A 24,734-nucleotide genomic window follows, 5' to 3' on the forward strand; every position below is an offset into this window, starting at 1 on the left:
CCTCTCAGCCTTTCCAGGTATGAATAACGACGCCTTTAACTACGCGATTAACCGTGCCGCTGGCGGAGGGCGTGTCCGGCGTAATGCCTGCTTTAACGGAGGAGGTGAGGGCGAAAACCTGGGCATACATCAGGAAGCAAAACGCCTGCTCAACGTCGAGGAACGTCCGATCTGCCGCAGGCAGGAGGATATGCGGGCCTGATACGATCTCGGGGCTGGAGGAGGCTGAAATGGCGATCGTTTGCATAGCCAGACTGTCCCGGCGCAGCTCCGCCAGCAGATCCAGGTCGTACTGGCGAGTGTACGGATCGCTGGAGACCAGCACGATCGCCAGCGTCTTACTATTGACCAGGGATTTTGGACCATGCCTGAAGCCGGTTGGTGTGTCATAAAACGCCGCCAGCTTGCCAGCCGTGAGTTCAAGCACCTTCAGAGAGGCTTCTCGTGCCACGCCCTGCAAGCCACCGCTACCCAGGTAGACCACGCGTTCGTAGGGAAGATCGCCAAACGGAATTTCGCTGAAATCGCCCAGCGAATGAATAATTTGGGCACAGCGGTGAGCGACATCCTGAAATGACTGCGTATTGATGACGTCCGGGGCGAAAACCGCAAGGCAGCTTGCCATCATGGTCGTGATACTGCTCGTCATGGCAAAACCGCGATCGTGCGTTTCCGCAGGCATCAGCAGCGGCAGTGAGCGGTTGTCCTCCAGCGCACTACGGTAGAGGCTACCGCCCTCGTTACAGGTGATGGTGATGTGATAGCAGGATTTCACGAGCTGGTTGGCAAGTTCCACCGCAGCGACGCTCTCGGGGCTGTTACCGGAGCGAGCGAAGGAAACCAGCAGCGTGGGCTGTTCAGGGGAGAGATAGTCCAGCGGATTGGTCACCAGATCCGTGGTGGGCACGGCAACAAACTGTTTGCCGGTGTGGCGAGACAGCCACGGTGCAATGATGTCGCCGATAAACGCCGAGGTTCCAGCGCCAGTAAGGATAATTTTTAACTTGTCGTTCGCAAGTAGTGGATTCAGGAAGGCGGAGATCTCATCGCGCGCGCGGTCTATCTGTTGCAGGGAACGGATCCAGCTCACGGGCTGCTGACGGATCTCTTTTTCAGTCCATGTCGTGTGGCTGCGATCTGTGGCCGTGGAAGTTTCACTCATGACTCAGTCCTTAGCATTACAGCGTCAGATGTCGGCTTTTTATCGCCCATAATCTTTCGTTTTGTTTCACTTTATGGTTTTTAGTGCTTTATGAAAATTTATAGAAAGGAATCGATAAGATCAATATGAAAGGTGAAATAAAACGAAAATCATGATGTGGATCTCTGTTTGTGCATAACACTTTGTTTTATTTGGTTTTCATTGAAAATAAAACAATTAAGAAAAGAAAAAGAAAGGCCCATGGCGGATCTCGCCACAGGCCAAAGTGATGCATAATGAAAGCAACAGGAGCCGCCGCCTGCATTAAACGGGGTTCGAAACTGGAGATAAGCAATCCGGTCTTTTACTTCAGATGCCTTCTTCGCTGGCTTTCGTTGCCCGGTGGCGCGCCATTTCGTCGACCAGGCTGGTCAGGCCGCGGTGTCCGCATTCCAGCGCCATCTGGCGAAATTCGCTGCCGTTTAGCCCTTCTCGCTCGAGTACCATCTCCAGCAGTAGCTGCAGATTGACGCCAGTAACGACTTCGCGTCCCGGCTTCTCAAGCGCCAGCGTGGAGGCGACACGGAAAGGCGTACCGCCCAGCAAATCTGTCAGAAACACTAAACCTTCGCATTCATCCAACTGGCCGATAGCGGCTTGAAATTGTTCCGTCAGCCGTGCCGTGGAGGAGGTTTCCGGAAAGTCGATGGCAATAATCTGCGGCTGCTCGCCGAGGATCTGTTTCATTGCCTGCTCCATCCCGCTGGCAAAACCTCCGTGGCCGCTCAAAATGATGCTCAACATCTGCTTTTCTCCTCAGAGGAAGTGAAGGAACTTCCCAACAACGGCTAAAACGACGGTGATGCAAATCAGGCGCAAGGGGCTCCAGCCACGGCGCACCAGGGCGAACATTGCCAGGGTATAGACCAGCGGCAAAAACGCAGGCATCAATTTGTCGATGACGTCAGCCTGAAGCTTAACCACCGCATCCCCGGCCGTAATTTCAAGCGTAGTGGACAGGCGAACATAGGTGGCAACGAGAGCGCCGATAACGGTCATCCCGACGATGGAAGCGGCATGCCCTACTTTACGTGTATTAGCCTTAATTAACGGAATAGCGGCCACGCCCATGCGGTAAGCGTAGTGCGCCAGGCCGAAACGCAGGCCCAGATGCACCACGTTAAATAGCACGATAAACACGATGGCACCGAGTATCGACTCCTGAAGCGCCAGGCTGGCGCCGATACCGCCGCAGATTGGCAGCAGCGTCAGCCAGAACATCGCATCCCCGATGCCACCGAGTGGGGCACCAACGGCAATTTTTGTGCTCTGGATACTGTTTACATCCTGCTTCGAACGTTCCATCGCCAGAATAATGCCGATCACAAAGGTGACCAGGAAAGGATGGGTATTGAAGAACCCCATGTGCCCCTGCATCGCCCGCGCCAAATCGCGTTTGTTGGTGTGGATCTTTTTCAGGGCGGGTAGCAGGCCGTACAGCCAGCCGCAGGCCTGCATACGCTCGTAGTTAAATGAGGCCTGCAGCAACATCGAACGCCATGCTACGCGGTTGATATCTTTTCGGGTTAGCTCTGCGCCAATAGTCTGATCTTCATAAATCGTATCATTGGCAATGATGTTCTCAGACTCAATGGCCTGTGAAAGCGTTTGGGTATCAGATGCCATCTTCGAATTCCTCTTTCTGGACGCGAGCGGGCTGTGGTGGAGTAGGGTCTTTACGCATCAAATCCATCAGGGCCAGCGCTAGCGCGGCGGCGGCAATTGCCAGTACCGGTAATTTCAACCAGGCTGCGCCAACAAAGCCGATGATGAAGTAGGGGATATAAACGTTTTTCATCATGATTTTCAGCAGTACGGCGAAACCGATAGCTGGCATGATGCCCCCGGCGACGCCCAGCCCGTCAATCAGCCGCGCGGGTAACATATCGATGGCTGTTTTGGCATGTTCGGCCCCAAAATAAATGGGTAAGAAGGCGCAGAGAAAATAGAAGATGCCGAGTGCGAGCATCGCCAGATAGTTAATGCGCTCAATGCCATTGGTGTCGGCGTTTGCCGCCATGCGGTCGGCACGTGCCATGACGCCGGACATCACGGAGAACAAGAAGGTGATGCCCATCTGTACCGCAACCGCAAAAGGCACTGCGACGCCGACGGCGACTTCGGGCTTCACGCCGGTGGTAATGGCAAAAGTCGTGCCCACGATGGTGCCGATAATGACGTTAGGCGGCTGCGCGCCGGCGAGCGGAGCCAGGCCCATCCAAACCAGTTCCAGCGTGCCGCCGGTGAGAATACCGGTGTGTAAATCGCCAAGAATAAGGCCAACCAGCGGGCCAAGGACGACGGGGCGGTGCATATGGGTCAGGCCGTTGAACATATCCAGACCGGCGATAAAAGCCAGCAGGCCCAGGGCTATCGCTTGCAGTAAGCTGATTTCCATAGCAAATACCTCAGAGAAGTTTATAGAGATCCTGAGCTGATTCCGTCGGTACACCTTGCACAAAACATTCGACGCCGGCCTGTTTCAGGCCGGAGAAGGCGGCAATGTCTTGTTCATCAACCGACACGGTTTTAGCCACCTGCTTTTTGCCTTCGACGTAGTGCATGTTGCCCACGTTGATGCGCGTTACCGGCACGTTGCCGTTCACCAGGGTGAGGAAATCCCGCGGGTTTTTACAGACCAGCAGGATCTTCTGGCGATCCGCCGCGCGGTGAATGTTGTCGATGACTTTTTGCAGCGGCCAGAAGCGCACCGCAATTCCTTCTGCCAGCACCATCTCCATCAGGTTCTGTTGGATGGGATCTTCCGCCACCTCATCATTGGCGACCAGAACCAGGTTTGCGCCGGAAAACCCGACCCACTGCACGCCAACCTGACCGTGGATCAGGCGCTCATCAATGCGGCTTAAGACAATATTTGGCATGGTATTTCCCTTATTATCATTGTGTTAATGAGGAGATGACTCACCGTGACAGGCCGCGTAATACTGGCGCAGCACATCCTGAATATGGTCGATAATCAGCTCATGAGGTTTGGCTGCTAGCTGTGCTTCCCGCACTTTGGCGTACTGAAGCGGCAGGTACTGGCTGATTAACGGCAGCGGAATAGGTTCGTGGGCAAGGTTCCTGACCAGCACATCGTAAGCCTCATCGATATCGCGATCCGGCCAGTAGTAGCGCACCCGGTCAGAGTAGCTATAGCCGCGTGCCAGACGTAGCGCATCGCCGTTGCCGTGATAGTGCTGCTGCCAGTGCTCCGGGTGGTCAAGCATCACGCTTTCCAGGACGTCCCTCAGGCCGGAGCATTTGTGTGCCGGGAGCAGTTCTCGCTCAATGGCTGAGAGGGAAAAAAGGGCCTCACGCAGGGCAAAAGTCAGGGCCGGGCCGACTTTTAGTATCGCAAAGTGATCTTCCACTAACTGATGCAGCGCCTGCGTGGTCTGGTAATCCGTTGAATGTGCTTCAAAAACCATCGTGGGCGAATCTGCAATGAGTTTGCTTAGCGCCCGGGCTTTTTCTGGCTGGTAGTCAATCACCTGGGTGTGGTCGAACTCGACGCCGGGTTGAACAACAAGGCCAATAATGCGCGGCCAGATTTCACTTAGCGCCTGTTCTGCAAAGGCCCGGCGGTGAGCTTCCAGCGTAGTGTTTGCGGCCTGCGGCGTAGTGACGGCGAGTTCGGCGAGAGTTTCATGGGCACCGCCAGGGACCGGTACTTCGGTGCCGATGATGTACACCAGATCGGCATGGCCAAAGTGGTCGATACAGGTTTGCTCAGCAATCAGCGCCAGCCTGGCTGCTCGCCCGGCAACGACGTGATCCGTGAGCGGCACGGGATCGTCCACACAAGACATACTGCAGTCGAGGTGTATTTTCTTGAAGCCTGCGGCGACATAGCTGCGGATCAGCTCTTCTGCATGGGACATCGCCTCTTCGGCTGGTCGGGTTTGCCAGCGGTTTGGCCCAAGATGATCGCCGCCGAGTATCAGATTGGCATAAGGAAAGCGGTGTTGTTCCGCGAGTTGATAAACGAAACCGCAGAAATCCGCAGGCGTCATTCCGGTATAGCCGCCGTACTGGTCCACCTGGTTAGAGGTCGCTTCAATAAGCAAGCTGGTGCCAGCTTCGCGAGCGTGGCGCATGGCGGCCTCAAGCACCAGCGGATGCGCGGAGCACACGGCAAAGATCCCGTGCTGGTTGTTCCGTTTGTGGTTAGCGACAAATTCGATCAACTGTTTCACTTTCCTCTCCACGGCGATGGGTTAAAACATTTTCTTTCGATTCATTTCATTTAATCGTGCCTGAATGACGTTTGAGAATAAAAAGAAAGATACTGGAATTGCGATCTGTTTCGCAAAAGAAACATAATGAAAGTCGTTGGTGTGCTTACCGCGCCTTTTGAACGAAGATTCCTGGGGCTTGCTTTCTGCTAAAAGAAAGGTGTTAATAGGCAAATAGAAATGAAACGAAAGATATATTGAAAGGTTACCCTATGAGCAACAGCGATACCGCAACGGACAAACGTATTCCGGGTACCAGCGAAAGGCGCGAGCAGATTATTCAGCGTCTTCGCCAGCAGGGAAGCGTACAGGTTAATGATTTATCTTCTTTTTTCGGTGTTTCTACCGTCACCATCCGCAACGATCTCGCGTTTCTTGAAAAGCAGGGCATTGCGGTTCGTGCCTACGGCGGAGCGCTGATTTGTGAGCCCGGCAGCGTGGTAGCAGAGCCTTCGGTGGAGGATAAAAGCTCGCTGAATACTTCACTGAAGCGCAGCATCGCGCGTGTGGCTGCGGACTTGATCCAGCCCGGGGACAAGGTGATTCTGGACTCCGGCACCACAACGTATGAAATCGCCCGGCTAATGCGCCAGCATAAAGAAGTGATCGCCATGACCAACGGCATCAACGTGGCTAATGCGTTGTTAGAAGCAGAAGGGGTCGAGGTGCTGATGACCGGCGGGCATTTGCGCCGTCAGTCGCTATCGTTTTACGGCGACAGCGCGGAACAGTCGCTGCAAAATTATCATTTCGACATGCTGTTCCTCGGGGTAGATGCTATCGATCCGGAACGAGGTGTGAGCACCCATAACGAGGATGAAGCGCGTCTCAACCGCAAAATGTGCGAAGTCGCCGAGCGCATTATCGTGGTGACAGATTCCAGTAAATTTAACCGCTCCAGCCTGCATAAAATCATCGATATCCAGCGCATTCACCGGGTAATCACCGATAAAGGTATTCCGGCAGATAGCCTGAGCGCGCTGCGTAAGAGCGGGATTGAGGTTGTGCTGGTGGGCGACTAGCTTTTCGTTTCTGGCGGGCCCGCGTGACAGGGGAGATGAAACCCTCTATACTGCGCGCCGAAGCTGACCAGACAGTCGCCGCTTCGTCGTCGTCCTCTTCGGGGGAGACGGGCGAGGGGGAGGAAAGTCCGGGCTCCATAGGGCAGGGTGCCAGGTAACGCCTGGGGGGGAAACCCACGACCAGTGCAACAGAGAGCAAACCGCCGATGGCCCGCGCAAGCGGGATCAGGTAAGGGTGAAAGGGTGCGGTAAGAGCGCACCGCGCGGCTGGTAACAGTCCGTGGCACGGTAAACTCCACCCGGAGCAAGGCCAAATAGGGGTTCACATGGTACGGCCCGTACTGAACCCGGGTAGGCTGCTTGAGCCAGTGAGCGATTGCTGGCCTAGATGAATGACTGTCCACGACAGAACCCGGCTTATCGGTCAGCTTCAACTTCTTAATAAACGCCCCGCAGGTGCAAGCTTGTGGGGCGTTTTGCATTCAACACATACTATTTCAGCGTTTTAAGCATGCAGATCTCGCAGCTGTTGTGGCCGGTATTGCCCAGGCTGCCATCCAGGTGTTTGAAACCGAATGCTTCGTAGAGTGAGACCGCCGAGCTAAGCTCATCGAGCGTCTCCAGGTAGCAGTAACGATAGCCGAATGCTTCGGCCTGTTGTATCGCCAGCGCCATCAGGCGTCTTCCCAGGCCTATGCCCGTCACGCTGCTGTCCAGATAGAGTTTCTGTAATTCACAATATTCTTCACCTGCGCCCTGCAGCGGGGCGATGCCAACGCCGCCTAAAATCTTGCCTTCGTGTTCAACTACCCAGTAGCCAGACCCGGGTTTTTGGTAGGCGCTGGTCAGGTCATTCAGCGCCGGATCGTGCAGGCTCACGCCTTCGAGATGATCGATTTTATTATCGCGGAAGCTTTGGCGGATCACGTCGGCAATAGCGAGATTGTCCTCTGGGCGAATAGGCCGGATCTGAACCTGAAGATCCCGCTGGCTGCGGGCATTTACCAGCGCCCGGGTCAGCGATTTGACCGACTGATAGATCTGCTGCTTTTCGCTGTCTGATGCCAGAGAAAGGGCCTGGGCCGTGAAGTCGTTGGCGTGTTCGGTGAGATCTTTAAGCGCGACAACGCCCTCGTGGCTCAGGTTGGACACAGTGGCTCTCCCGTCGCTTTCATTCTGCGTTCTTGCCAGCAGATTGGCACTTTCAAGGCCGCGAAGCGTTCTGCTGATGCTGGATTTTTCCACGCACAGGCGGCGGGCAAGCTCCGTTACCCCGGCGGGCTCGCGATCGAGTTCGATCAAAATATGGCTTTGTAACGGCGACAGATCGGTCCCGCTGCTTTTCCTGTTCAGCATGCCCAGCTCGCGCACCATCTCGCGCAGCGCGGCGCGGAATGCTTCAATTTCGTTGGTCTGCATAGCAACTCACATCAATGAGGGAAATGTATTTAGTTAACACTGTTAACTAGTTTGTGTATCATACCGAAATTAAACAGGCAGGCAAGTGACCAGGAGGGCAGGATGCAAAACAGAGAACCGGATACAACGGACAGAAGGATTGTGATCGGCACGATCGTTGCCGTGCTGTGCTTTTACATTGTGGTTGCAGTGGGATCGCTTTGAGCCTCTGGCGGCAAATAAGTGCGCTTTGGCGAGTATTTGCCATAATGGCCCACAAGTTTCACTGTGGCGAAAAATCATGATCAAATCCCTCTACATCGACAACTACCGTTCCGTGCGCAAGCTTTCCATTGATTTGGGCAGGCTGAACGTGGTGTTTGGGCCCAACGGGTGCGGTAAGTCTAATATTTATAAGGCGATCCATCTGATCCACGGTGCGGGGAGTGGGCAACTGTCACATTGGCTTTCTGATGAAGGCGGGATCCAGAAAGCGATGTGGGCGGGCGATCGCGCCCGCGGCTACGCCGGCGCGCCGCGCAGGCTGACGCTGGCGGTAGAAACGGATACGTTTGAATATGAGCTGCAGGTGGGCTTTCCCGAGCCGCTGCCGTACCCGACGATGTTTGGCCTCGATCCCATTGTTAAAGAGGAGCAAATCTGGCTCAGCGGCTACCGGCGGCGCCCTTCGTCGTCGGTCATGCAGCGGCGTAATCAGACGGTTTTCCTTAATAACGTCAACGGCGAAAAGGTGACTCACGCCGCCACGCTGTACGAAAATGAATCCCTCTTTGGCCAGCTTGGCGAGCCGCATTTGTACCCGGAAGTCTCCAGCGCCAGGGAGACGCTTCGTAACTGGCGTTTCTACCACGAGTTCGATATTTCTAAAGGCGCTGGCCTGAGGCTGCCGCAGGTGGGCTACCGCTCCCCGGTGCTGTCCGGCGATGGCCTGAACCTGGCCGCCGCGTTTCAGACCATCGTCGAAATTGGCGACAGCGAGCTGATGTTTACCGTGCTGGAGCAGGCTTTCCCGGAATGCACGTTTTTCTGCGATAACAGCGGCGGGCGCTTCCAGATGATGATGAACCGACTGGGGATTAATCGCCCGCTGGAGTCCGCGGAGTTTTCAGATGGCACGCTGCGTTTTCTCTGCCTGACGGTGGCGCTGCTCAGCCCGAGACCGCCGCAGTTTATCGCCCTCAATGAGCCTGAAAATAGCCTGCATCCGCAAATGCTCCCTGCGCTTGCCCGCCTGATTGCTGAGGCAAGCCGCTACACGCAGATTTGGCTTACCAGTCACTCGCCTGAACTGGCTACCCTTATCGAAAAATATACGGCGTTTACGCTGTACGAGTTAGGTATTGAGAAAGGGGAAACCACGATGACCCAGCTGGCCTGACGCCGTTTTCCCTTCCCCGCAAGGAGAAGGGAAACGTAAGGTTACAGGCTACCGGCAATGGTGATGTAGTCGGTATAAAGCTGTGGGGCGCCGGAGAACGAAGCCAGTTCGCGCCATTCGTCGTACATCCTTTCGCTTTCCTGATGATCCTTCACGAACTGCAGCGATTTCTCCGTGGAGACATCCAGCTCCGGGTGGAAAGAGTTTAGCGAGGCCAGGCTTTCTATCTCGAGCATCACCAGATATTGCTCAACTCGATTGCCGCCGGTGCCTTTCAACATATGGAATTTCCAGCCCGGGTAGTCGTCGATACGGTGAACGTTGTCGCGGATAAACGTATCGAAAGTCTGCGGGGAAACACCTGAACGCAATGCCAGATTATGCAGCCCGACCACGCGTTTAATCGGTTCTTGTCCGTCGCGTAGCTGGTAGTTTGGCCCTTCTGCCAAAGAGCTATGTTCGTTTTCAGCGAGCTGCTGGTAGGTGGAGAAAATCGTTGGCAGTTCGCCAAACGTCGCGAAGGTTTTCCAGGTGTTGATAAGCTCAATGCCTGCAGGATGATCGCGCCAAAAAGCACGTGCCTGTTCCGTTTGTTCCCCCTGACTATCAATATAGCGCGCGTAGCTGTCGGCATTTTCTGCTTCGTACAGCATCAGATATTGGTTCTGACGCTCGCCGCGCAGGCCTTTCAGCAAGGTCCAGCGCCAGCCCGGATAAGCCGGGATGTGCACGCCTTTGGCCTGCACAAAGGCTTCGAACGTCTCTTCGGTGACGCCCTTTTTCAGGTTAAGACCTACATAGTGAAGGCTGAATACTGCCGGTGATGAGTGACTCATACAAACTCCTGTTTCATTAACGCTGGCGAGAAATAAACGGCGAACCTGAAGCCACACACAAAAGCAGCAACAGGGCACCGCTGAAGGTCAAACTGAGCCCAATGTGATGGGCGATAAAGCCAATCAGCGCAGGTCCCGCGAGCAGGCCGCTGTAGCCAAAAATCGTGACGGCAGGGATCGCGAAATCCGCTGAAACCCCCGGCTGGTTACCGGCGGAGGTGAATAGAATGGGAATAATGTTGGCAAGCCCGGCTCCGACCAGGATAAACCCCGGCAAGGTGCCCCAATGGGTGAAGACGAGCAGGATAATCCCGATGCCAGCAATAGCGCAGCCGAGGAGCAGCACGAGTTTGCCGCCCAGGGCGCTGACCAGACGATCGCCGCTGAGCCGCCCAAGGGTGACGGTGATGGAATATAAGGTGTAGCCGAAGCCCGCGAGCGAAGCGCTCATGCCGCGTTCCGAGGTCATAAATACCGCCGACCAGTCCAGCATGGCGCCTTCAAGCATGAAGACGAAAAAGCAAAGTATCGCGATGGCCAGCAAGGGCGGATGGCTCAGCACGCGTAACGTCTCGCCTTTGCTGCTCGTGGCTTTATTTTGTTTGGGCAAAATGTTCCGGGCAGAGGCGGCGAGCAGTAAAGTCAGAAAAACAGTGATGGTGCACACGGCAAGCAACGGTGTAGCCCCCAGCCACAGAAAGAAGCTGACGAAGCCTGCGCCGGCAATGCTGCCGATACTGTAAAAGCCGTGAAAGCCGGACATTTTTGCCTGCTCGCTCTCCTGTTCGACGACCACTGCGTGAGCATTCATGGCGACGTCGAGCATGCCGTTGAAGGTGCCGAACAGCAGCAAAGCCAGCGCCATGGCTTCACGCTGGTCAAACAGCATTAGCAGCGGTAAATCCGCGGCAAGCCCCAGCACGCTGAGGATCATCAGGCGACGGCAACCAAAGCGAGCGATCAGCCGGCCGGTAAACGGCATGACGAGCATCGAGCCTGCGGCGATGCAAAAGAGCAGCAGCCCTAAAGCGCCGTCGTTAATAGCCAGCCGCGCTTTAGCGAAAGGAATTAGCGGGGCCCAGGACGACATGGCTAAACCGGCCATAAAAAATATGGCGCGTGTGGCATGCTGTTCCCGCGACTGTACGTCCGCCAGGGTTGGTGTTGAGTTAATCGTCATAGTAATTTTGTGACTCAATGTGTGAATTCACTCGCGTGAATGCGTCGTGCCCGGTCTTTCGGGCACGCGCGGCGGTAAGCGTTAATTGAGGCTTTCTGCTACCGAGAGGTAATCGGTATAGATTTGTGGCGACCCGGAAAACGAGGCGAGTTTTTTCCATTCCTCGTACATTTGTTTGGTATCGCGGTGCGCCTGGGCGAATTTGGCCGCTTCGTCGGTAGCGATATCCGGTTCGGGGTAAAAGACATCCAGCGCCTCCAGGCTGGCGATTTCCATCAGCACCACATACTGATCGAGCCGGTTACCTCGCTCCCCTTTCAACAGCCGGAATTTCCAGTCCGGGTAATCTTCAATCCGGTGATGGTTGCCCTCGATAAAACGTTCAAACTGTTCGGCGCTGGCGTTGGGGCGCAGCGCGAGGTTGTGAATACCAATCACCCGAGCAACAGGGGGCTGCTGCTGGTAGCGGGGACCCGGCTGGACGGTGCTTTTCTGATTTTCGGCCAGCAGGCGATAATCGGTGAACAGCGTTGGCAGTTCGCTGAAAGTGCCGTAGCTGCGCCATTCGGCCAGCAGCGCTTCCGCTTCAGGATGCTGCCGCCAGAACTCGCGGGCCTCTTCGGTCTGGTTGCCGTCTGCGGCCATATAGCGATCCCGCATTGCCGCATTTTCGATTTCAAACAGCATCAAATATTGCCCGGCACGTTCGCCGCGTAGCCCGCGAAGCAGCGTCCAGCGCCAGCCCGGATAGCAGGGAATATGTACGCCTTTATTTTGCACAAAGGTTTCAAACGCCTGCTGGGTGATGCCCGCTTCGGTGTCGATGGCGATGTAAAACAGGCTGAAAACCGGCGTGGTTGAAGAGTGGCTCATCAGTTACTCCTGTTCTGCGTCGGCTGAGATGAATTGGGTGTTAATGATGGCTTCAACCAGCGTGACGCCGATGGGCGTCAGCGTGACCACGCCTTGATCAATCACCACGAGTTCTTTTGCCTGCAGCTTTTCCAGCGTTGGTTTGATGATGCGGTTTTCAAAAAAGCTGTTGCCGTTGAAGCGTGTCGCGAACACGGTATCGTCAACCGGAATGAGCGTGGAGAGGGCCATTTTGAAGGCGTTAACTTCGCGCTGTTCCGGTGAAATACCGTGGCTTTCTTCGATAGGCAGGCGGCCTTCATCGAGGAACTGCTTGTATTGCTTATAGCCGGTGATGTTGATGGCTTCGGCGCGGGTGCATTTCGAACTGCCGCCCAGGCCGATGGCGACCTCGGGATACTGCTTGTCCAGATCGGTGATCAGCCCTTTCCACTTTTCCGCTTCCAGGTGATTCTGGTGGAAATACATCGTGGGGTGTTCGCGATAGCCCTCGGTGAGGTATTTCTCGACCAGCTCGCGCATTTGATATTGCTTGCCCAGCCCAGGGAACGTCATGTTGTTCATGTTGATCAGCCCTTTTTTCTGCCACAGGCTTTCACGTTCGCCGGATACGCCGGTGCGCGTTTTCATGAACTCTTCCATGTGCAGCTTGGTGCAGACGACGTGGGAGAGATCCAGCGCCAGGGTGCGCTCCATGTCGTACTTCACGTCATCCACGGTTTGACCCAGCATGCCGTAGATAAGATCGACGCTGACCCAGTCAATGCCCTGTTCCCGCGCGCTGCGTATGGTTTCTTCACACTCGTCGGCGGTGTGCTGTCGGCCACAGGCGGCAATAATGGCGTCGTTAAAAGATTGGGTGCCGAAGCTGATTTTGCTGAAGCCCAGCTCTTTCAGAATGCCGATGTATTCGCGGTTTAATGTCCCAGGTTCGCCTTCAAAGCGAAGCGTTGCCGCCGAGAAATTAAAGTGGGTGTAATAGAAGTCCATCAACCGACGCAGTTCCGGCTCCGGGAGCAGGGAAGGCGTGCCGCCAAAGATATTGAATTCTCCAATTTCCGCTTTTGACAGGCTCGGTACTTTTTCCAGCCACATCTTCGCTTCTTTGATGTTGTAGTCCACCAGATCCCGGAAGACGCCTTCCGCCGAAGGCGATTTCGGGTTGAGAATCACCGTTGGATACTGGCAGAAGTGGCAGCGGTAGCGGCAGGTGGGGATATAGGCCCACAGATGGATCTGTTTCGCAGCCCGAATGTCGTGCTCCATATCGGCAAAGAACGACGCCAGCGGGTAGTGCTCAATGTCACCGGGAAAAACATGGCAGCCAAAAGGATCTTTATGGACGTAGTCCAGAAAAGCCTCGTTCTCCGGCTGAGAGAGGAAACCGTAAACTGCCGGAACCGGATAGGCCGGGTCGAGATCTTTTAATGACGCGAGAGCTTCGGTATTCATCAGAAAACACCTCCGTTGGCAAAGTAGTTGTGGGCTTCACCGGACTCGCGATCTTCACAGAAGTACCAGACAAAGCGTTCGAAATCTTTTTCCGCGACGTTGTCAAAGCAGGCCGGAAGCGGTGGTGCAAAGCCAATGTCCTCCCCGACGGCGTTGCGCAGCGCGGTGAATATCTCGTGGCGGAACTCGAAATAGAGCCGGTAGGCTGGCGTTTTGTAGCTATGGATCGGCTTAAAGTCGATGATGCTCATTTCATGCTTAATGGCGTGAATGCGCTGGTAAAGCCGCTCTGCAACCTGCGGTGAGAAAAAGGCACGTACCCGCTCGTTCTCCAGCAAGATGTGCGGATTCAGCAAGGCTGGAAGAACGATGTTTTTCGGGATGTAGTCTTTGATGGAGTATTCCCAACCCTGCCGGGCCTGCTCTTCGGTGAGGTCAATCAGCGTGTTTTTTTGGATTGAGACGTCCGGGCGCACATCTTTCATGATGATGATGCCGTCGCTGCCGTAGGCGATGCCGCTGATCACATCGTCAATAATGGTGTCCACGCGGCGGCTGTTGATTTCCACAAAGGATTCTTTGGCGTAAACAGGCTTGCCGCCGCAGGCGATGATCTTGATGCCGAAATCCCAGTCGTCGGAAAGGTGTTCTACGAAGCGTCCTTTTTCCAACTGGTAGAAGATCTCGATGCCACCAATTTTTTCGTACAGGCCTCGCTCAACAGCGAAGCCTTTGCCATCCGGAAAGCCGCCAAACAGCGAGAACGAAACGTCGCGGCAGCGCAGGGTTTTTTGGATTTCACGGAAAAGATTGGGGCGCTGCTGGAATGCTTCGCGGTCGTAATAGTAATTGCAGGTCCCGAGATCGCCGTCGTCGGCAATCATTTTTTCTATCAGGGTATGCAGCCAGTAAGGATCCACGGTGCAGTCGGCATCGGCGGAGACAATATAGTGTTTATTGCTTTTGCCCAGCCGGGCATCACGCGCCCTTGAGCGCAGGGCGGCGTAATCCATACCGCATTTACGGGCCGATGAGACACCCTGAATCTTCTCTTGAATAATGTGCACATCCATCGCCGGATGTTTTTCTTTGAAGAGGTTTATCTTTGCCACGGAATCGTCGCGGGAATTGTTATCCACGATGATCACTTCATAAGCGTCATGGGTTACCAATCGGCCTTGCGTTTGTTGGCCAAATAATGAGGCTAAAACTTCATCAATTCGGTCGCTTTCATTGTAAACAGGCAGCACTACCGAGACGAAAATGTTATCGCGCATATCTACTCCTAGGGCGGTGATATTCAGAATGTCCATCACGTTGTTAGAAAGGATGTTTTTGCCGATGGCGAAGTTCTTCGCGGCTATACGATCCATTTCAGGTTTATTGGTAAGCAGTAAAAAGACTTCGTTGATGAAGGCTTCGTCAGGCAGGCCGTCTTGTCCGTCTGAAATAGGCATCACTGGGGCTTCAAAGCCGTGCTGGCCGTAGACTTCCGGGTAATATTCGTAGCGGGTGGTGATGTAGCAGCGCTGGCTGCTGATCGCCTCCCCAATGGGGTTACCGTAGCTGTCGTAGTCCCATGAGGTCAGGAACGACACCAGGTCACAGGAATGGTAGAGATCCTCGATGGTGATTTTTCCCTGGCTTTTGGGCATGAAGTTATGGTGCAGCGGGCCAAGAAACTTCACATAGGGCTTAATGTCCAGCTCCTGTGCCAGTTGCTCCAGCTCGCCTGCATGCGTGGCGTGCTCACGGGTATCGCCGGCGATCAAAAGCCAGACGGTTTTATCAATATTGTGCTTTCTGAACAGGTGGTTAAGGCGTTGTACCAGCAGCACGTCACGGTCCAGGCGCTTCTGCGGAATGATGCGCGTCGTTCGGGCAATGACTATGTCATCGGCGGAAATATCCAGGGATGACCGAATGTTTTTCAGCGCCTGTTGGCCGGTAAAGCTGTAGGTATTTTTTACTACGTGAATATCGACTTCCCGTTGGCACCAGTGTTCCAGCTTTTCTTTGAGATCGTTATTCAGCGTTACGTAGCTAATAAAAGGGGATTTGATCGGTTTAATGGCATGGTTGTACGGCGGTAAACCATACTTCATGATATTTTTCTCGCTGTTCCACATGAGGTCGTGATCGCGCCAGATAACAAAATTTCCTAACTGGTGACGGTGGCCGTATTGTTCTATAGCGAGATAAAGTGCGCGGGTATAAATTATATTCTCTGGCAGCGTGCCGTTTTCGACAATCACGGTGCAAATTCGAAGCTGTTCCCATTGAAGTAAAATTCTTTCGGCCAGACTTTGGGAAGAATATTCAACGGCGCGGATTATTTCTGCTTTTTCTTCAAATGAAACAGAAAGCCTTTCACTGATAAGTACGGCGTGTGCTTTTTCAATAAACTCTGGGGAGTAATGAGGTACAGATGTAATCCCACTGATGCGCGTTAAGGTAAAAGCATCGCGATAAATTTCGAGCTCATGATCGTAAGGTTTATTAAAATTGCCTTTGTCAACTTTAATGTCATACCCAAGATCGAGATAAGAGTTGATACCTTTTTGCTTAAGGCTTTGAGAGACTTTTAATGCTTCCACCGTAATACCTGAGACGGCAACAGCATCAAAAGAGATAAACATGGCATATCTTTGACCATAAACGTCCATGGCAACTACCCCTTTGAAGCGAAACTGCTACGCTTATTTGTTGTAAGCAATTGATACATCCTGAATGACTGCGCTTTCGATAACGCCCGAAGTCATTCGGAACCGGCAAAATCAGAAAACATCGTCAGCAGCCGTGCCGGTGCTGACTTTCAAGTGCTGTATGTATCAAAGTGCCTGCAAGAATTAGCTTGCGGGATAGCTAAACGCAGTGGCGTTTATCAATGTAATATTTATATTTATTTTTAGGCCGAGCGCGTTCGCCGGTTTTATTCGTTTCCCGGATTTATACTCTGGCGATTTTCTGATTTTTAATTATCAGTATTTGATTTTTTTATTGATGTTTGTTGGCTTTCCAGAGTGGTTCAAAAGAGAGGTCAATCTTAAACGTCTCCTTTTTTTTCCGTAAAGCGGGAACGTTCCAGTTGGTGAGCGTTATCACACATTCTTATTTTGTTTTTAAACCGGAATTTTTAATAACCAGTCTAAAGTTAATATTCATTTTAGACCTTTTAAATAAGGAGTTGTGTTAGCGTTGAGATGTTTGTTTTGAAACTTTAGTCATGATTGGGAATGTTCCCAAGGCGCCGCGAATTTACTCATTCCGAGTCTTTTATTTTGAGCGTCACAGAGTTTACATATTAAGAAATATGTAACGCGATTTTCCTCTTTACCCTAATAAAAGAGCGCTCTCAGGTATACCGAACCCTTAACTTTGGTATGGGAAGAGTAAAACTCACACCAGGTATTCGTAACTCATTATAAATATTAGGTTATTATTTAAGTCATGATAAATAGTAAGGGCTAGAGGAAACGCAGCCCTTAAATATTTACTTACTATATGGGGCTTTTACAGAAGCTGAACTGGTAGTCTACGCGCGCGCTGATTGCAAGATTGAATGATGATTTATCGAAATATTTGAACGAGTTAGCGGTTGCGCCGACCATGCAAGTGAGCATTAACCAAAGTAATAAAGCACCAAAACCAACGAGAATATATCGGGGATGTTATTCGTAGGCATGGCAATATTTGGCCGTATGCGGCCTGTGTCCTGGACGAGGCGGTTTTCTACAGAATGAATTTTGCGGAGAAATGCCCAGGGATAGAAGGATGCTGCCCCTTTCAGGACGAAAGAGGCAGGCGGTAGGTTAGATCGGTAAGTCGATCAGCAGGCCGCGCAGCGGCGTATCGGCGACCAGGGTGATATTCGCCTCATCACGAATAAACGCGCCATCGCCGCATGTGAGCGCTTCTTTCTCTTCTGATGGCGTCACCGCATGCACCGTGCCGTGAATTGACTGCAGATAGGCCCGTGGGCCATGAAGCTGGAAGCTTAGCTGCTCGCCCTTTTGCATCTCAATATGGTGGATCCACACCTGCTGGCGGAGCTGCAGGCTATGATTGCTGCCATCCGGCGAGGCAATCAGCTGATGAGATGTTCCCGCTAACGGGATCTTTTGTACCAGCGGATTTTCACGATCCGGGCAGGCATCCAGCCACAGCTGCATACGCGTCAGCGATTTGTCTTTGCTGAGGTTGTGCTCGCTATAGCTGATCCCCGGCTGGGTGGAAAGCAGCAGGACCTCACCGGCGCTGGCCTGGATATGGTTGCCGTCGCTGTCGCGGTATTCCGCTTCCCCTTCCAGAATCAGGTTGAGGATGTCTACTTTCGGGTAGCCGCGCGGTTGAAACGAGGCTCCAGGGGCCAGAACTTCCTGGTTGAGCACGCGCAGAGAGGCGTAGCCCAGCAGTTTCGGGTCGAAGTAGTGTCCAAAAGAAAAGGTGTAGCGAGCCTGCAGCCATCCGTAGTCAGCTTTACCACACTGTTTGGCTGTTCTTGTCGTAATCATAATTCTTGACCTCTCTTTACACTAAACCCATGTTAAGGGTCTGGACGCTGCATTGTTAGCCAGTTAATCTGCTCGGTATGTTCAAATTTCCTGAATGAGAACGAAATGGCGAAAGAAAGGGCGTTGACGCTGGAAGCGTTAAGGGTCATGGATGCGATTGACAGGCGCGGGAGCTTTGCCGCTGCGGCCGACGAGCTGGGACGTGTACCGTCCGCGCTCAGCTACACCATGCAAAAACTGGAAGAAGAGTTAGATGTGGTGCTGTTTGACCGATCCGGCCACCGCACCAAATTTACCAACGTGGGGCGTATGCTGCTGGAACGAGGGCGCGTGCTGCTCGAAGCGGCGGATAAGTTGACCACTGACGCGGAAGCGTTGGCGCGGGGCTGGGAGGCAAACCTGACCATCGTCACCGAAGCGCTGGTGCCGACGGAAAAACTGTTCCCGCTGGTGGATAAGCTGGCCGATAAAGCTGACACCCAATTATCTATTTTCACCGAAGTACTGGCCGGGGCCTGGGAGCGCCTGGAGCAGGGCAGGGCGGATATTGTTATCGCGCCGGATATGCACTTCCGCAGTTCCTCGGAGATTAACTCCCGCAAGCTTTACAAAGTGATGAGCGTTTATGTTGCCGCGCCGGATCACCCGATTCATCAGGAGCCGGAGCCTCTTTCTGAGGTGACCCGCGTGAAGTATCGTGGCGTGGCGGTGGCCGATACCGCCCGTGAAAGGCCGGTGTTAACGGTACGTCTGTTGGATAAACAGCCGCGCCTGACGGTGAGCTCTATCGAAGAGAAGCGGCTGGCGCTGCTGGCCGGGCTTGGCGTGGCGACGATGCCGTATCCGCTGGTTGAGCAGGATATTGCCGAAGGTCGCCTGCGGGTGGTTAGCCCGGAATATACCAACGAGATTGATATCATCATGGCGTGGCGGCGCGACAGCATGGGCGAGGCCAAAGCCTGGTGCCTGCGTGAACTGCCTAAACTGCTGAAATAAAAAAACGCGTTGGTTTTTTGCCAACGCGTTTTGCCCTTCCTTGAAATTACAGGCTGCCAGGCGTTCTGGCGGCTCTGCCCGCGGATTTAATCGTCTTACTGCTACGTTGCCCGCCGAGGCTCTCCAGACGCATCTGGAACGGTGGGAACGGCATCTCGATGTTGTGCTCGCGGAAGCCCTGCAGAATCAGCTGGTGGATTTCGTGGCGCAGCGGCATTCGGTGGCCCATTTCCGCCGCGTGAATACGCAGTTCGAACATCTGGATACCTTGCTGGAGATCAACCAGGAAGGCTTCCGGCGCTGGCGTATCGAGCACCAGCGTGCAGCGGTGTGCGGCTTCCAGCAGGATCTGGGTGACCTCTTCCGTATTTGCTTCTGACGGAGCAGGAATAGTGAGTACCACGCGCGTGACCGAGTCCGAAAGCGACCAGTTGATGAACTGTTCGGTAATAAAGGCCTGATTCGGCACGATGATTTCTTTGCGGTCCCAGTCGCTGATGGTTGTCGCGCGGGTGTTAATTCGCGTGATGGTGCCCGTCAGATCGCGGATGGTGACCGTGTCGCCGATGCGTATCGGCTTCTCGAACAGAATAATCAGGCCGGAGACGAAGTTGGCAAAGATTTGCTGTAAACCGAAACCTAAGCCTACGCTGAGCGCCGCCACCAGCCACTGCAGTTTGGACCATTCAATCCCCACCATCGAGAAGCCAACCAGGCCGCCAATCAGCAGCAGCAGGTACTTCGTGATGGTTGTGATCGCATAGCCGGTGCCGGGGGTTAAGTTCAGGTGCTGGAGAATCGCCAGCTCCAGCAGCGCGGGCAGGTTACGCACCAGTTGGGTGGTAATAATCAGCACCAGAATGGCAATCAGTACCGCACCAAGCGTAATCGGCTCGATGCTTTCCACACCCTGAACCGTGGAGGTGACATCCCACAGAGTAATGTTGCCGAGGAAGCCAAACGCCGAGTGGATTTCCGACCACAGAACGATCACCGACAGCAGGGCGATCAGCGTCAGAATCGAGCGAACCAGGCGCAGGGACTGGGCGCTGATGGTATCCAGATCGACTTCCGGTTCGTCCACGGTTTCGGCCGATCCTTCAGTGCTGTTGGCATGCGCCGTCTCTTCTTCGCCACGCGCTCGCTGGGCCAGGATTTCAGCCCGGCGGTGTTTGGCACGATCAAAGGCCAGACGGCGGCGCTGAATCAGCATCCAACGGCGAATAATGTGATAAATCACCAGCAGCAGGAACCAGATAGCCACCGAGGTTTCCAGCCGCGCCAGTAGCGCCTGAGCCGTCGCCAGATAGCCGACGACAGCCGCCAGAATGGCCATCAGCGGTGCGCAAAGCAGCAGGTTCCAAAGAATGGTATTGACGATGTTGTCGCCATCGCCCTGTTTGTCGAGGTAGAGCGGCAGCCCGGCGCGCTTAAGGCTAAGCGTGACGATAGCCAGCGCGCCGCAAATCATGATGAAGCAAAGCCTGCCCAGAGAGGCAGAAAACTCTCTGTCGTTGAGGTTATCGAACATAATCAGCGCCATGATCAGCGGCACAATCAGGCCGATGCTCATGATGTAGTAGCGCATGGCCCGGCCTACGCGCTCGCGCGGCCAGCCGAAATGCACCACAAACAGCCCGGTAGGGCGGGCGAAGGTTGCACAGATCATCACCCCCCAAAGCAGGGGAACCGTGGCGGTTACACCGTCGCCAATCGCCACGGCGATAGGGTAAGGCCATGCCTCCTGCAAACCATAGCCGAGCGTCGCCCACAGTACGGGAAGCGGAGAGGCGACCAGAATCGACCAGAACACGGTGCGCAGCGTCAGGCGGAAGTGATCCTGGGTCACTTTGCCGACTTTGGCGCTGGAGCGCTCCAGGAAGGCGGTGAAGTGTCGGCGCGAGCTAATGCTAAACCCGACCAGAATCAGCGCACCAAAGAGCGGCAGCAGCGTCTCTTTGCTGGTCACCATCATGATCGCGGCCTTCCCCAACTGACTGAAGGTATCCAGCGAGACCAGACGCCGCAGATCCTGAACGATTTCCAGCGGCCAACTGATGCCGATTGGGCTGACGTCCGATGTCCAGAACAGGTAGCGGTGGGTCGCCTCGTTCACCTCTTTCAGGGCATCTTCCAGCTGGCTGTTGGCCACTTTCAGCTTGGTGAGTTCAAGGATCAGGGTATCGCCGCCCTGCAACAGCGAATTCAGCAGCTCTCGCTGGGTGCGAAGCTGGGCCTGCAGGATCTTATTTTGTTCCGGCGTTAACGGGCTGCCGTCTGCCTGGCGAACCTGTCGCAGTTGAGCATGCTTATTGAGCAAATCTTCATAGTGCAGGCGCTCTACGCGCAGCTGAGCCAGCTCGGTATCCAGTTGCTGCGGTTTGGGCATGTCCGGCAGCCGGGCGACCTGGGCACGAAGCGCTTCACCCAGCACGTTGGAAACGCCGAGCCACTGGGACTGCTCGCGGAGCGTATTCAACGCCTGGCGGACCTCCAGCGTCTGGTTATTAGCCTGCCGCTGCTGAGAGGCGACCAGGTCCATACGCTGAGCTTGCTGATTGAGTGCCTGGGAAAGCTCGCGGTTATTTTTGAACTGCTCGACGATTTCCGGCGGCAGGTTAGCGCTGGTTTCCGCCAGCAGTTCGGTGCTTTCCAGCGCCTGTTCCGCCTCACGTTGGCGCTGGCTATTGAGCTGATTTCTCAACGCCTGGAGATAGGCATCCAGCTGGGTGCTTTGCTTCTGCGCCAGTTCGGCGCGCATGCGCGAAAGCTCCTGGCGGTTGTTAGCGGAAAGCTGCGCCAGTTCGAGTTCATCAACCTGCGCTTTCAGGCGTGCGGATTCGGCCTGCAGCAGGAAGTGCTGGGCCTGGGCGAGCGGGGTACTGCCGCTTTGCTGGGAACCGGCGCGGCGCTCGATATCGTTCAGCTGGCGGCGCGCATCCGTTTGCTGCTGAGGCAGCTGGCTTAACGAATCGCTGATGTCCCGGGTTCTTTCCTGTTCCTGCTGAGCAAGGCGGCTTTTGTCCAGAAGCTGGCTGCTGACCTGCAGGATCTCCTGGTTCAGCGCGTCGCTGCTCATGCCCGGGGAAACTTCCTCGGGTTCATCGCGCAGGTTGGTCAGTTGCTTACGCAGGGTTTGCGACAGTTTAGGGAAATTATCAATGACTTGTTGGTATTGTTCGGCGCGTTCGAGCGAGGCTTTACGCTCGTCCAGCGCATTCAGTGCCGACTGGAGTGCTTCAACAATTTCTGCCTGGTTAGGCGTGTTTTTGGCGGCCTTAGCCTGCTCCAGTTCTTGCGAGATTTGTTTTGCATCGGGGGCTGTCGCTGCGTATGCCCCCAGGCTGAGGCACCAGGCCATCAGGAACGTGATAATCAGGCGCACGTCAGTTACCTATAACGTTGCTGGGAAAGAGGGAAAACCATGTCTCCCTCTTGGATGTTTTAGCAGAAAATCAATGGGTTGATTTTCGTGGTTAAGTGCTGTGAGCTTGCAGGCTCCGGGGTGACCGGTCGCCTGATTTTAGACGTTATTCTGCGGTTTTTGGCGCTTCGGGTTCGTCTGCTTTGGTGTCCAGCACCTCGGCAGGGATTTCGCTCACCGGAACTTCAGGCTCAATGACGGGTTCGCTTGAGACAGCCAGCACTTCGCCGATTTTGGTGACGGACAGGTTTTTCAGCTGCTCTGCCAGGTTTACTTTACCCGGTGCAAAGAGGTTAATCACCGTCGAGCCCAGCTTGAAGCGACCCATTTCCTGGCCCTTAAGCAGTGCAACGGCGCCTTCACTTTCGCCTGCAGGCCATGTCCAGCGTTTAATCACGCCTTCACGTGGTGGCGTAATGGTGCCAGCCCAAACGGTTTCAATGCTGCCAACAATGGTAGCACCAACCAGAATTTGCGCCATTGGGCCAAACTCGGTGTCGAACAGGCAGATCACGCGTTCATTACGGGCAAATAGGTTCGGGACGTTTTGCGCCGTCAGGTGATTGACAGAGAAAAGGTCACCCGGAACATAGATCATTTCACGCAGAATGCCGTTACACGGCATGTGCACGCGGTGGTAGTCGCGAGGTGAAAGATAAGTTGTGACGAAGCTGCCGTTGCGGAACAGGTCGGCCATCAGGTAGTTACCTGCCAGCAGCGCTTCCAGGCTGTAGTTATGGCCTTTTGCCTGCAGGATTTTATCTTCTTCGATGTTGCCCAACTGGCTGATCACACCGTCGGCCGGCATCACTAGCACGTTAGGATCGGTATTTACCGGGCGCACGTCGTCGCGCAGCGGGCGCACAAAAAAGTCATTGAAGGTGCGGTAAGCGGCGGTGTCCGGCTTCTGCGCCTCATTCATGTCGACTTTGTAGTATTTGACGAACAGATCGATGACCAGTTTGGTCAGCCAGCCAGCACGTTTGCTTGCGCCCCAGCCCGCCAGGCGAGTCAGCCACAGTTTTGGCAGAATGTACTGCAGCGAAAGTTTAATGTTGTCTAACAAAATAGCCTCCTGGCTAAATGCCCTCTATGTGGGCCGATACAGAAAAGGGGCGATTCTAGCGACGCCCAGCTTAATTGTCAGTTGTCCGTATCAGAAAAGCTTTTACGCGTTTTTACCTGCGCCATGCTTTCCAGAATACGGTGGTAGTTTTCGAAACGTGTTTCAGCGATCTGGCCTTGTTCCACGGCTTCTCGCAGGGCACAGCCTGGATCGTTGTCGTGACGGCAGTCGCGGTATTTACAACGGCCTAAATAATCATGGAATTCGACAAACCCGTGGGTGATTTGTTCATGCTCGAGGTGCCAGAGGCCAAACTCACGTACGCCGGGGGAATCAATGACATCACCGCCGCCAGGGAAGTGATAAAGTCGAGAAGCCGTGGTGGTATGCTGGCCAAGCCCGGAAACGTCGGAAACGTCATTCACCAGAATTTGCTTATCGGTGAAGCCTAACAGGTGATTCAGCAGGCTTGATTTGCCTACGCCGGACTGACCCGCAAAGATGCTGATGCGGCCCACGAGCTCGGCTTCAAGCTCTTTAAGCCCTTCCGCTTTGTAGCTGGAAACCATCAGCACGCGATAGCCAATTTTGCGGTAGATATCCATCTGCTCGTTAACGAAGGCCCGGCCTTCATCGTCCAGCAGATCGGTTTTGTTCAGCACCAGCAGCGGCTCAACGTCGAGGGTTTCGCAGGCGACGAGATAGCGGTCGATGATATTCAGCGACAGCTCCGGCAGGATGGCCGAAACGATGATGATTTGATCTATGTTGGCCGCAATCGGTTTTACGCCGTCGTAAAAGTCTGGGCGGGTCAGAACGGAGGTACGCTCATGCACGGCCTCCACAATCCCTTTTTTCGAGACGCCTTCGGCGGCCTCTTTCGCCAGGCGCCAGACTACCTTGTCGCCGGTAACCAGCGAACGAATGGTGCGACGAATGTTGCAGCGATGTACCGTGCCTTCATGCGACTCGACGTCCGCATGCTGGCCAAAGCGGCTGATGACCGTGCCTTCGCGCGGTTCACCAAACTGGGCATCGTCATAGTCGGCTTTCTCCACGGTTTTTGTAAGACGACGCTGGTGGTTCGCGTTGACGCGGCGCTGCTGTCCTTTGGAGAGTTTATTTTTGCTCAAGC

19 protein-coding genes and 1 other RNA gene are annotated in these 24,734 nt (G+C 54.4%); 4 read left to right on the forward strand and 16 right to left on the reverse strand.

Annotated elements, in window-relative coordinates:
* Positions 1-4 precede the first annotated feature (4 nt).
* From WFK85_RS15205 to kbaZ, 6 genes are all read right to left on the reverse strand, one after another.
* A complete protein-coding gene (locus WFK85_RS15205; RefSeq protein WP_336708794.1) occupies positions 5-1,162 on the reverse strand; it encodes an SIS domain-containing protein in 1,158 nt (385 codons plus the stop codon).
* A 348-nt stretch (positions 1,163-1,510) separates the two neighbouring features.
* On the reverse strand, positions 1,511-1,945 hold the full coding sequence (gene agaF, locus WFK85_RS15210; RefSeq protein ID WP_336708795.1) for a PTS galactosamine/N-acetylgalactosamine transporter subunit IIA: 435 nt from the start codon (positions 1,943-1,945) through the stop codon (positions 1,511-1,513).
* A gap of 12 nt (positions 1,946-1,957) precedes the next feature.
* Positions 1,958-2,827: a PTS N-acetylgalactosamine transporter subunit IID gene (agaE, locus tag WFK85_RS15215; protein WP_336708797.1), complete on the reverse strand. Its 870-nt coding sequence runs from the start codon at positions 2,825-2,827 to the stop codon at positions 1,958-1,960.
* On the reverse strand, positions 2,817-3,599 hold the full coding sequence (gene agaW / locus WFK85_RS15220; protein ID WP_008453654.1) for a PTS N-acetylgalactosamine transporter subunit IIC: 783 nt from the start codon (positions 3,597-3,599) through the stop codon (positions 2,817-2,819). The genes agaE and agaW overlap by 11 nt, the downstream gene beginning before the upstream one ends.
* 10 nt (positions 3,600-3,609) lie before the next feature.
* Positions 3,610-4,083 (reverse strand): PTS N-acetylgalactosamine transporter subunit IIB, encoded by a 474-nt coding sequence (gene agaV / locus WFK85_RS15225; RefSeq protein WP_039289641.1) that lies wholly within the window; start codon positions 4,081-4,083, stop codon positions 3,610-3,612.
* A 24-nt stretch (positions 4,084-4,107) separates the two neighbouring features.
* Positions 4,108-5,400: a tagatose-bisphosphate aldolase subunit KbaZ gene (kbaZ, locus tag WFK85_RS15230; RefSeq protein ID WP_336708799.1), complete on the reverse strand. Its 1,293-nt coding sequence runs from the start codon at positions 5,398-5,400 to the stop codon at positions 4,108-4,110.
* A 251-nt stretch (positions 5,401-5,651) separates the two neighbouring features.
* Between kbaZ and WFK85_RS15235 the strand changes: the two genes are divergently transcribed.
* The gene (locus WFK85_RS15235) at positions 5,652-6,461 is read left to right on the forward strand and encodes a DeoR family transcriptional regulator (RefSeq protein WP_008453648.1); all 810 of its coding nucleotides are present in this window, start codon (positions 5,652-5,654) and stop codon (positions 6,459-6,461) included.
* Positions 6,462-6,520: 59 nt separating this feature from the next.
* Positions 6,521-6,897, forward strand: an RNA gene (gene rnpB / locus WFK85_RS15240) — RNase P RNA component class A.
* A gap of 56 nt (positions 6,898-6,953) precedes the next feature.
* On the opposite strand, the gene WFK85_RS15245 is transcribed toward rnpB, so the two are convergent.
* A complete protein-coding gene (locus tag WFK85_RS15245) occupies positions 6,954-7,880 on the reverse strand; it encodes a bifunctional helix-turn-helix transcriptional regulator/GNAT family N-acetyltransferase (protein WP_336708801.1) in 927 nt (308 codons plus the stop codon).
* A 280-nt stretch (positions 7,881-8,160) separates the two neighbouring features.
* Here WFK85_RS15245 and WFK85_RS15250 point away from each other — a divergent pair, with 280 nt between their 5' ends.
* Positions 8,161-9,258 (forward strand): AAA family ATPase, encoded by a 1,098-nt coding sequence (locus tag WFK85_RS15250; RefSeq protein WP_166993267.1) that lies wholly within the window; start codon positions 8,161-8,163, stop codon positions 9,256-9,258.
* A 41-nt stretch (positions 9,259-9,299) separates the two neighbouring features.
* Here WFK85_RS15250 and WFK85_RS15255 read toward each other — a convergent pair whose 3' ends face one another.
* The 6 genes from WFK85_RS15255 to WFK85_RS15280 form a co-directional block, all read right to left on the reverse strand.
* Positions 9,300-10,094, reverse strand: coding sequence for a hypothetical protein (locus tag WFK85_RS15255; RefSeq protein WP_166993271.1), 795 nt, complete (start codon positions 10,092-10,094; stop codon positions 9,300-9,302).
* 16 nt (positions 10,095-10,110) lie between these two features.
* Positions 10,111-11,274: an MFS transporter gene (locus WFK85_RS15260; protein WP_336708803.1), complete on the reverse strand. Its 1,164-nt coding sequence runs from the start codon at positions 11,272-11,274 to the stop codon at positions 10,111-10,113.
* 81 nt (positions 11,275-11,355) lie between these two features.
* Positions 11,356-12,147 carry a hypothetical protein gene (locus WFK85_RS15265; RefSeq protein ID WP_336708804.1) on the reverse strand — a complete coding sequence of 264 codons (792 nt, stop codon included), beginning with the start codon at positions 12,145-12,147 and terminating at the stop codon, positions 11,356-11,358.
* A 3-nt stretch (positions 12,148-12,150) separates the two neighbouring features.
* Positions 12,151-13,599 carry a radical SAM protein gene (locus tag WFK85_RS15270; protein ID WP_008453637.1) on the reverse strand — a complete coding sequence of 483 codons (1,449 nt, stop codon included), beginning with the start codon at positions 13,597-13,599 and terminating at the stop codon, positions 12,151-12,153.
* The gene (locus tag WFK85_RS15275) at positions 13,599-16,238 is read right to left on the reverse strand and encodes a glycosyltransferase (RefSeq protein ID WP_336708806.1); all 2,640 of its coding nucleotides are present in this window, start codon (positions 16,236-16,238) and stop codon (positions 13,599-13,601) included. Before WFK85_RS15275 ends, WFK85_RS15270 begins: the two co-directional genes overlap by 1 nt.
* 1,173 nt (positions 16,239-17,411) lie before the next feature.
* The gene (locus WFK85_RS15280; RefSeq protein ID WP_166993284.1) at positions 17,412-18,113 is read right to left on the reverse strand and encodes a pirin family protein; all 702 of its coding nucleotides are present in this window, start codon (positions 18,111-18,113) and stop codon (positions 17,412-17,414) included.
* 105 nt (positions 18,114-18,218) lie between these two features.
* Here WFK85_RS15280 and WFK85_RS15285 point away from each other — a divergent pair, with 105 nt between their 5' ends.
* Positions 18,219-19,109 (forward strand): LysR family transcriptional regulator, encoded by an 891-nt coding sequence (locus tag WFK85_RS15285; RefSeq protein WP_008453630.1) that lies wholly within the window; start codon positions 18,219-18,221, stop codon positions 19,107-19,109.
* Between the two features lie 46 nt (positions 19,110-19,155).
* Here the strand turns inward: WFK85_RS15285 and mscM are convergent, their stop codons facing one another.
* The 3 genes from mscM to rsgA all read right to left on the reverse strand — a co-directional run bounded on the left by mscM (position 19,156) and on the right by rsgA (position 24,732).
* Positions 19,156-22,494, reverse strand: coding sequence for a miniconductance mechanosensitive channel MscM (gene mscM / locus WFK85_RS15290; protein WP_336708809.1), 3,339 nt, complete (start codon positions 22,492-22,494; stop codon positions 19,156-19,158).
* A gap of 145 nt (positions 22,495-22,639) precedes the next feature.
* Positions 22,640-23,599 carry an archaetidylserine decarboxylase gene (asd, locus tag WFK85_RS15295; RefSeq protein WP_166993290.1) on the reverse strand — a complete coding sequence of 320 codons (960 nt, stop codon included), beginning with the start codon at positions 23,597-23,599 and terminating at the stop codon, positions 22,640-22,642.
* A 77-nt stretch (positions 23,600-23,676) separates the two neighbouring features.
* Positions 23,677-24,732 (reverse strand): small ribosomal subunit biogenesis GTPase RsgA, encoded by a 1,056-nt coding sequence (gene rsgA, locus WFK85_RS15300; protein ID WP_205246434.1) that lies wholly within the window; start codon positions 24,730-24,732, stop codon positions 23,677-23,679.
* Between the last annotated feature and the right edge of the window lie 2 nt (positions 24,733-24,734).

The sequence above is a fragment of the Cedecea sp. VD22 genome (assembly GCF_037150195.1).
In the GTDB taxonomy this organism is placed as follows: domain Bacteria; phylum Pseudomonadota; class Gammaproteobacteria; order Enterobacterales; family Enterobacteriaceae; genus Cedecea.

What these genes read in the sequence shown, in the direction of transcription:
- WFK85_RS15205 (WP_336708794.1), bottom strand. Translation starts at nt 1,162, where the DNA reads ATGAGTGAAACTTCCACGGCCACAGATCGCAGCCACACGACATGGACT.
- agaF (WP_336708795.1), bottom strand. Translation starts at nt 1,945, where the DNA reads ATGTTGAGCATCATTTTGAGCGGCCACGGAGGTTTTGCCAGCGGGATG.
- agaE (WP_336708797.1), bottom strand. Translation starts at nt 2,827, where the DNA reads ATGGCATCTGATACCCAAACGCTTTCACAGGCCATTGAGTCTGAGAAC.
- agaW (WP_008453654.1), bottom strand. Translation starts at nt 3,599, where the DNA reads ATGGAAATCAGCTTACTGCAAGCGATAGCCCTGGGCCTGCTGGCTTTT.
- agaV (WP_039289641.1), bottom strand. Translation starts at nt 4,083, where the DNA reads ATGCCAAATATTGTCTTAAGCCGCATTGATGAGCGCCTGATCCACGGT.
- WFK85_RS15235 (WP_008453648.1), top strand. Translation starts at nt 5,652, where the DNA reads ATGAGCAACAGCGATACCGCAACGGACAAACGTATTCCGGGTACCAGC.
- WFK85_RS15245 (WP_336708801.1), bottom strand. Translation starts at nt 7,880, where the DNA reads ATGCAGACCAACGAAATTGAAGCATTCCGCGCCGCGCTGCGCGAGATG.
- WFK85_RS15250 (WP_166993267.1), top strand. Translation starts at nt 8,161, where the DNA reads ATGATCAAATCCCTCTACATCGACAACTACCGTTCCGTGCGCAAGCTT.
- WFK85_RS15255 (WP_166993271.1), bottom strand. Translation starts at nt 10,094, where the DNA reads ATGAGTCACTCATCACCGGCAGTATTCAGCCTTCACTATGTAGGTCTT.
- WFK85_RS15260 (WP_336708803.1), bottom strand. Translation starts at nt 11,274, where the DNA reads ATGACGATTAACTCAACACCAACCCTGGCGGACGTACAGTCGCGGGAA.
- WFK85_RS15265 (WP_336708804.1), bottom strand. Translation starts at nt 12,147, where the DNA reads ATGAGCCACTCTTCAACCACGCCGGTTTTCAGCCTGTTTTACATCGCC.
- WFK85_RS15270 (WP_008453637.1), bottom strand. Translation starts at nt 13,599, where the DNA reads ATGAATACCGAAGCTCTCGCGTCATTAAAAGATCTCGACCCGGCCTAT.
- WFK85_RS15275 (WP_336708806.1), bottom strand. Translation starts at nt 16,238, where the DNA reads ATGTTTATCTCTTTTGATGCTGTTGCCGTCTCAGGTATTACGGTGGAA.
- WFK85_RS15280 (WP_166993284.1), bottom strand. Translation starts at nt 18,113, where the DNA reads ATGATTACGACAAGAACAGCCAAACAGTGTGGTAAAGCTGACTACGGA.
- WFK85_RS15285 (WP_008453630.1), top strand. Translation starts at nt 18,219, where the DNA reads ATGGCGAAAGAAAGGGCGTTGACGCTGGAAGCGTTAAGGGTCATGGAT.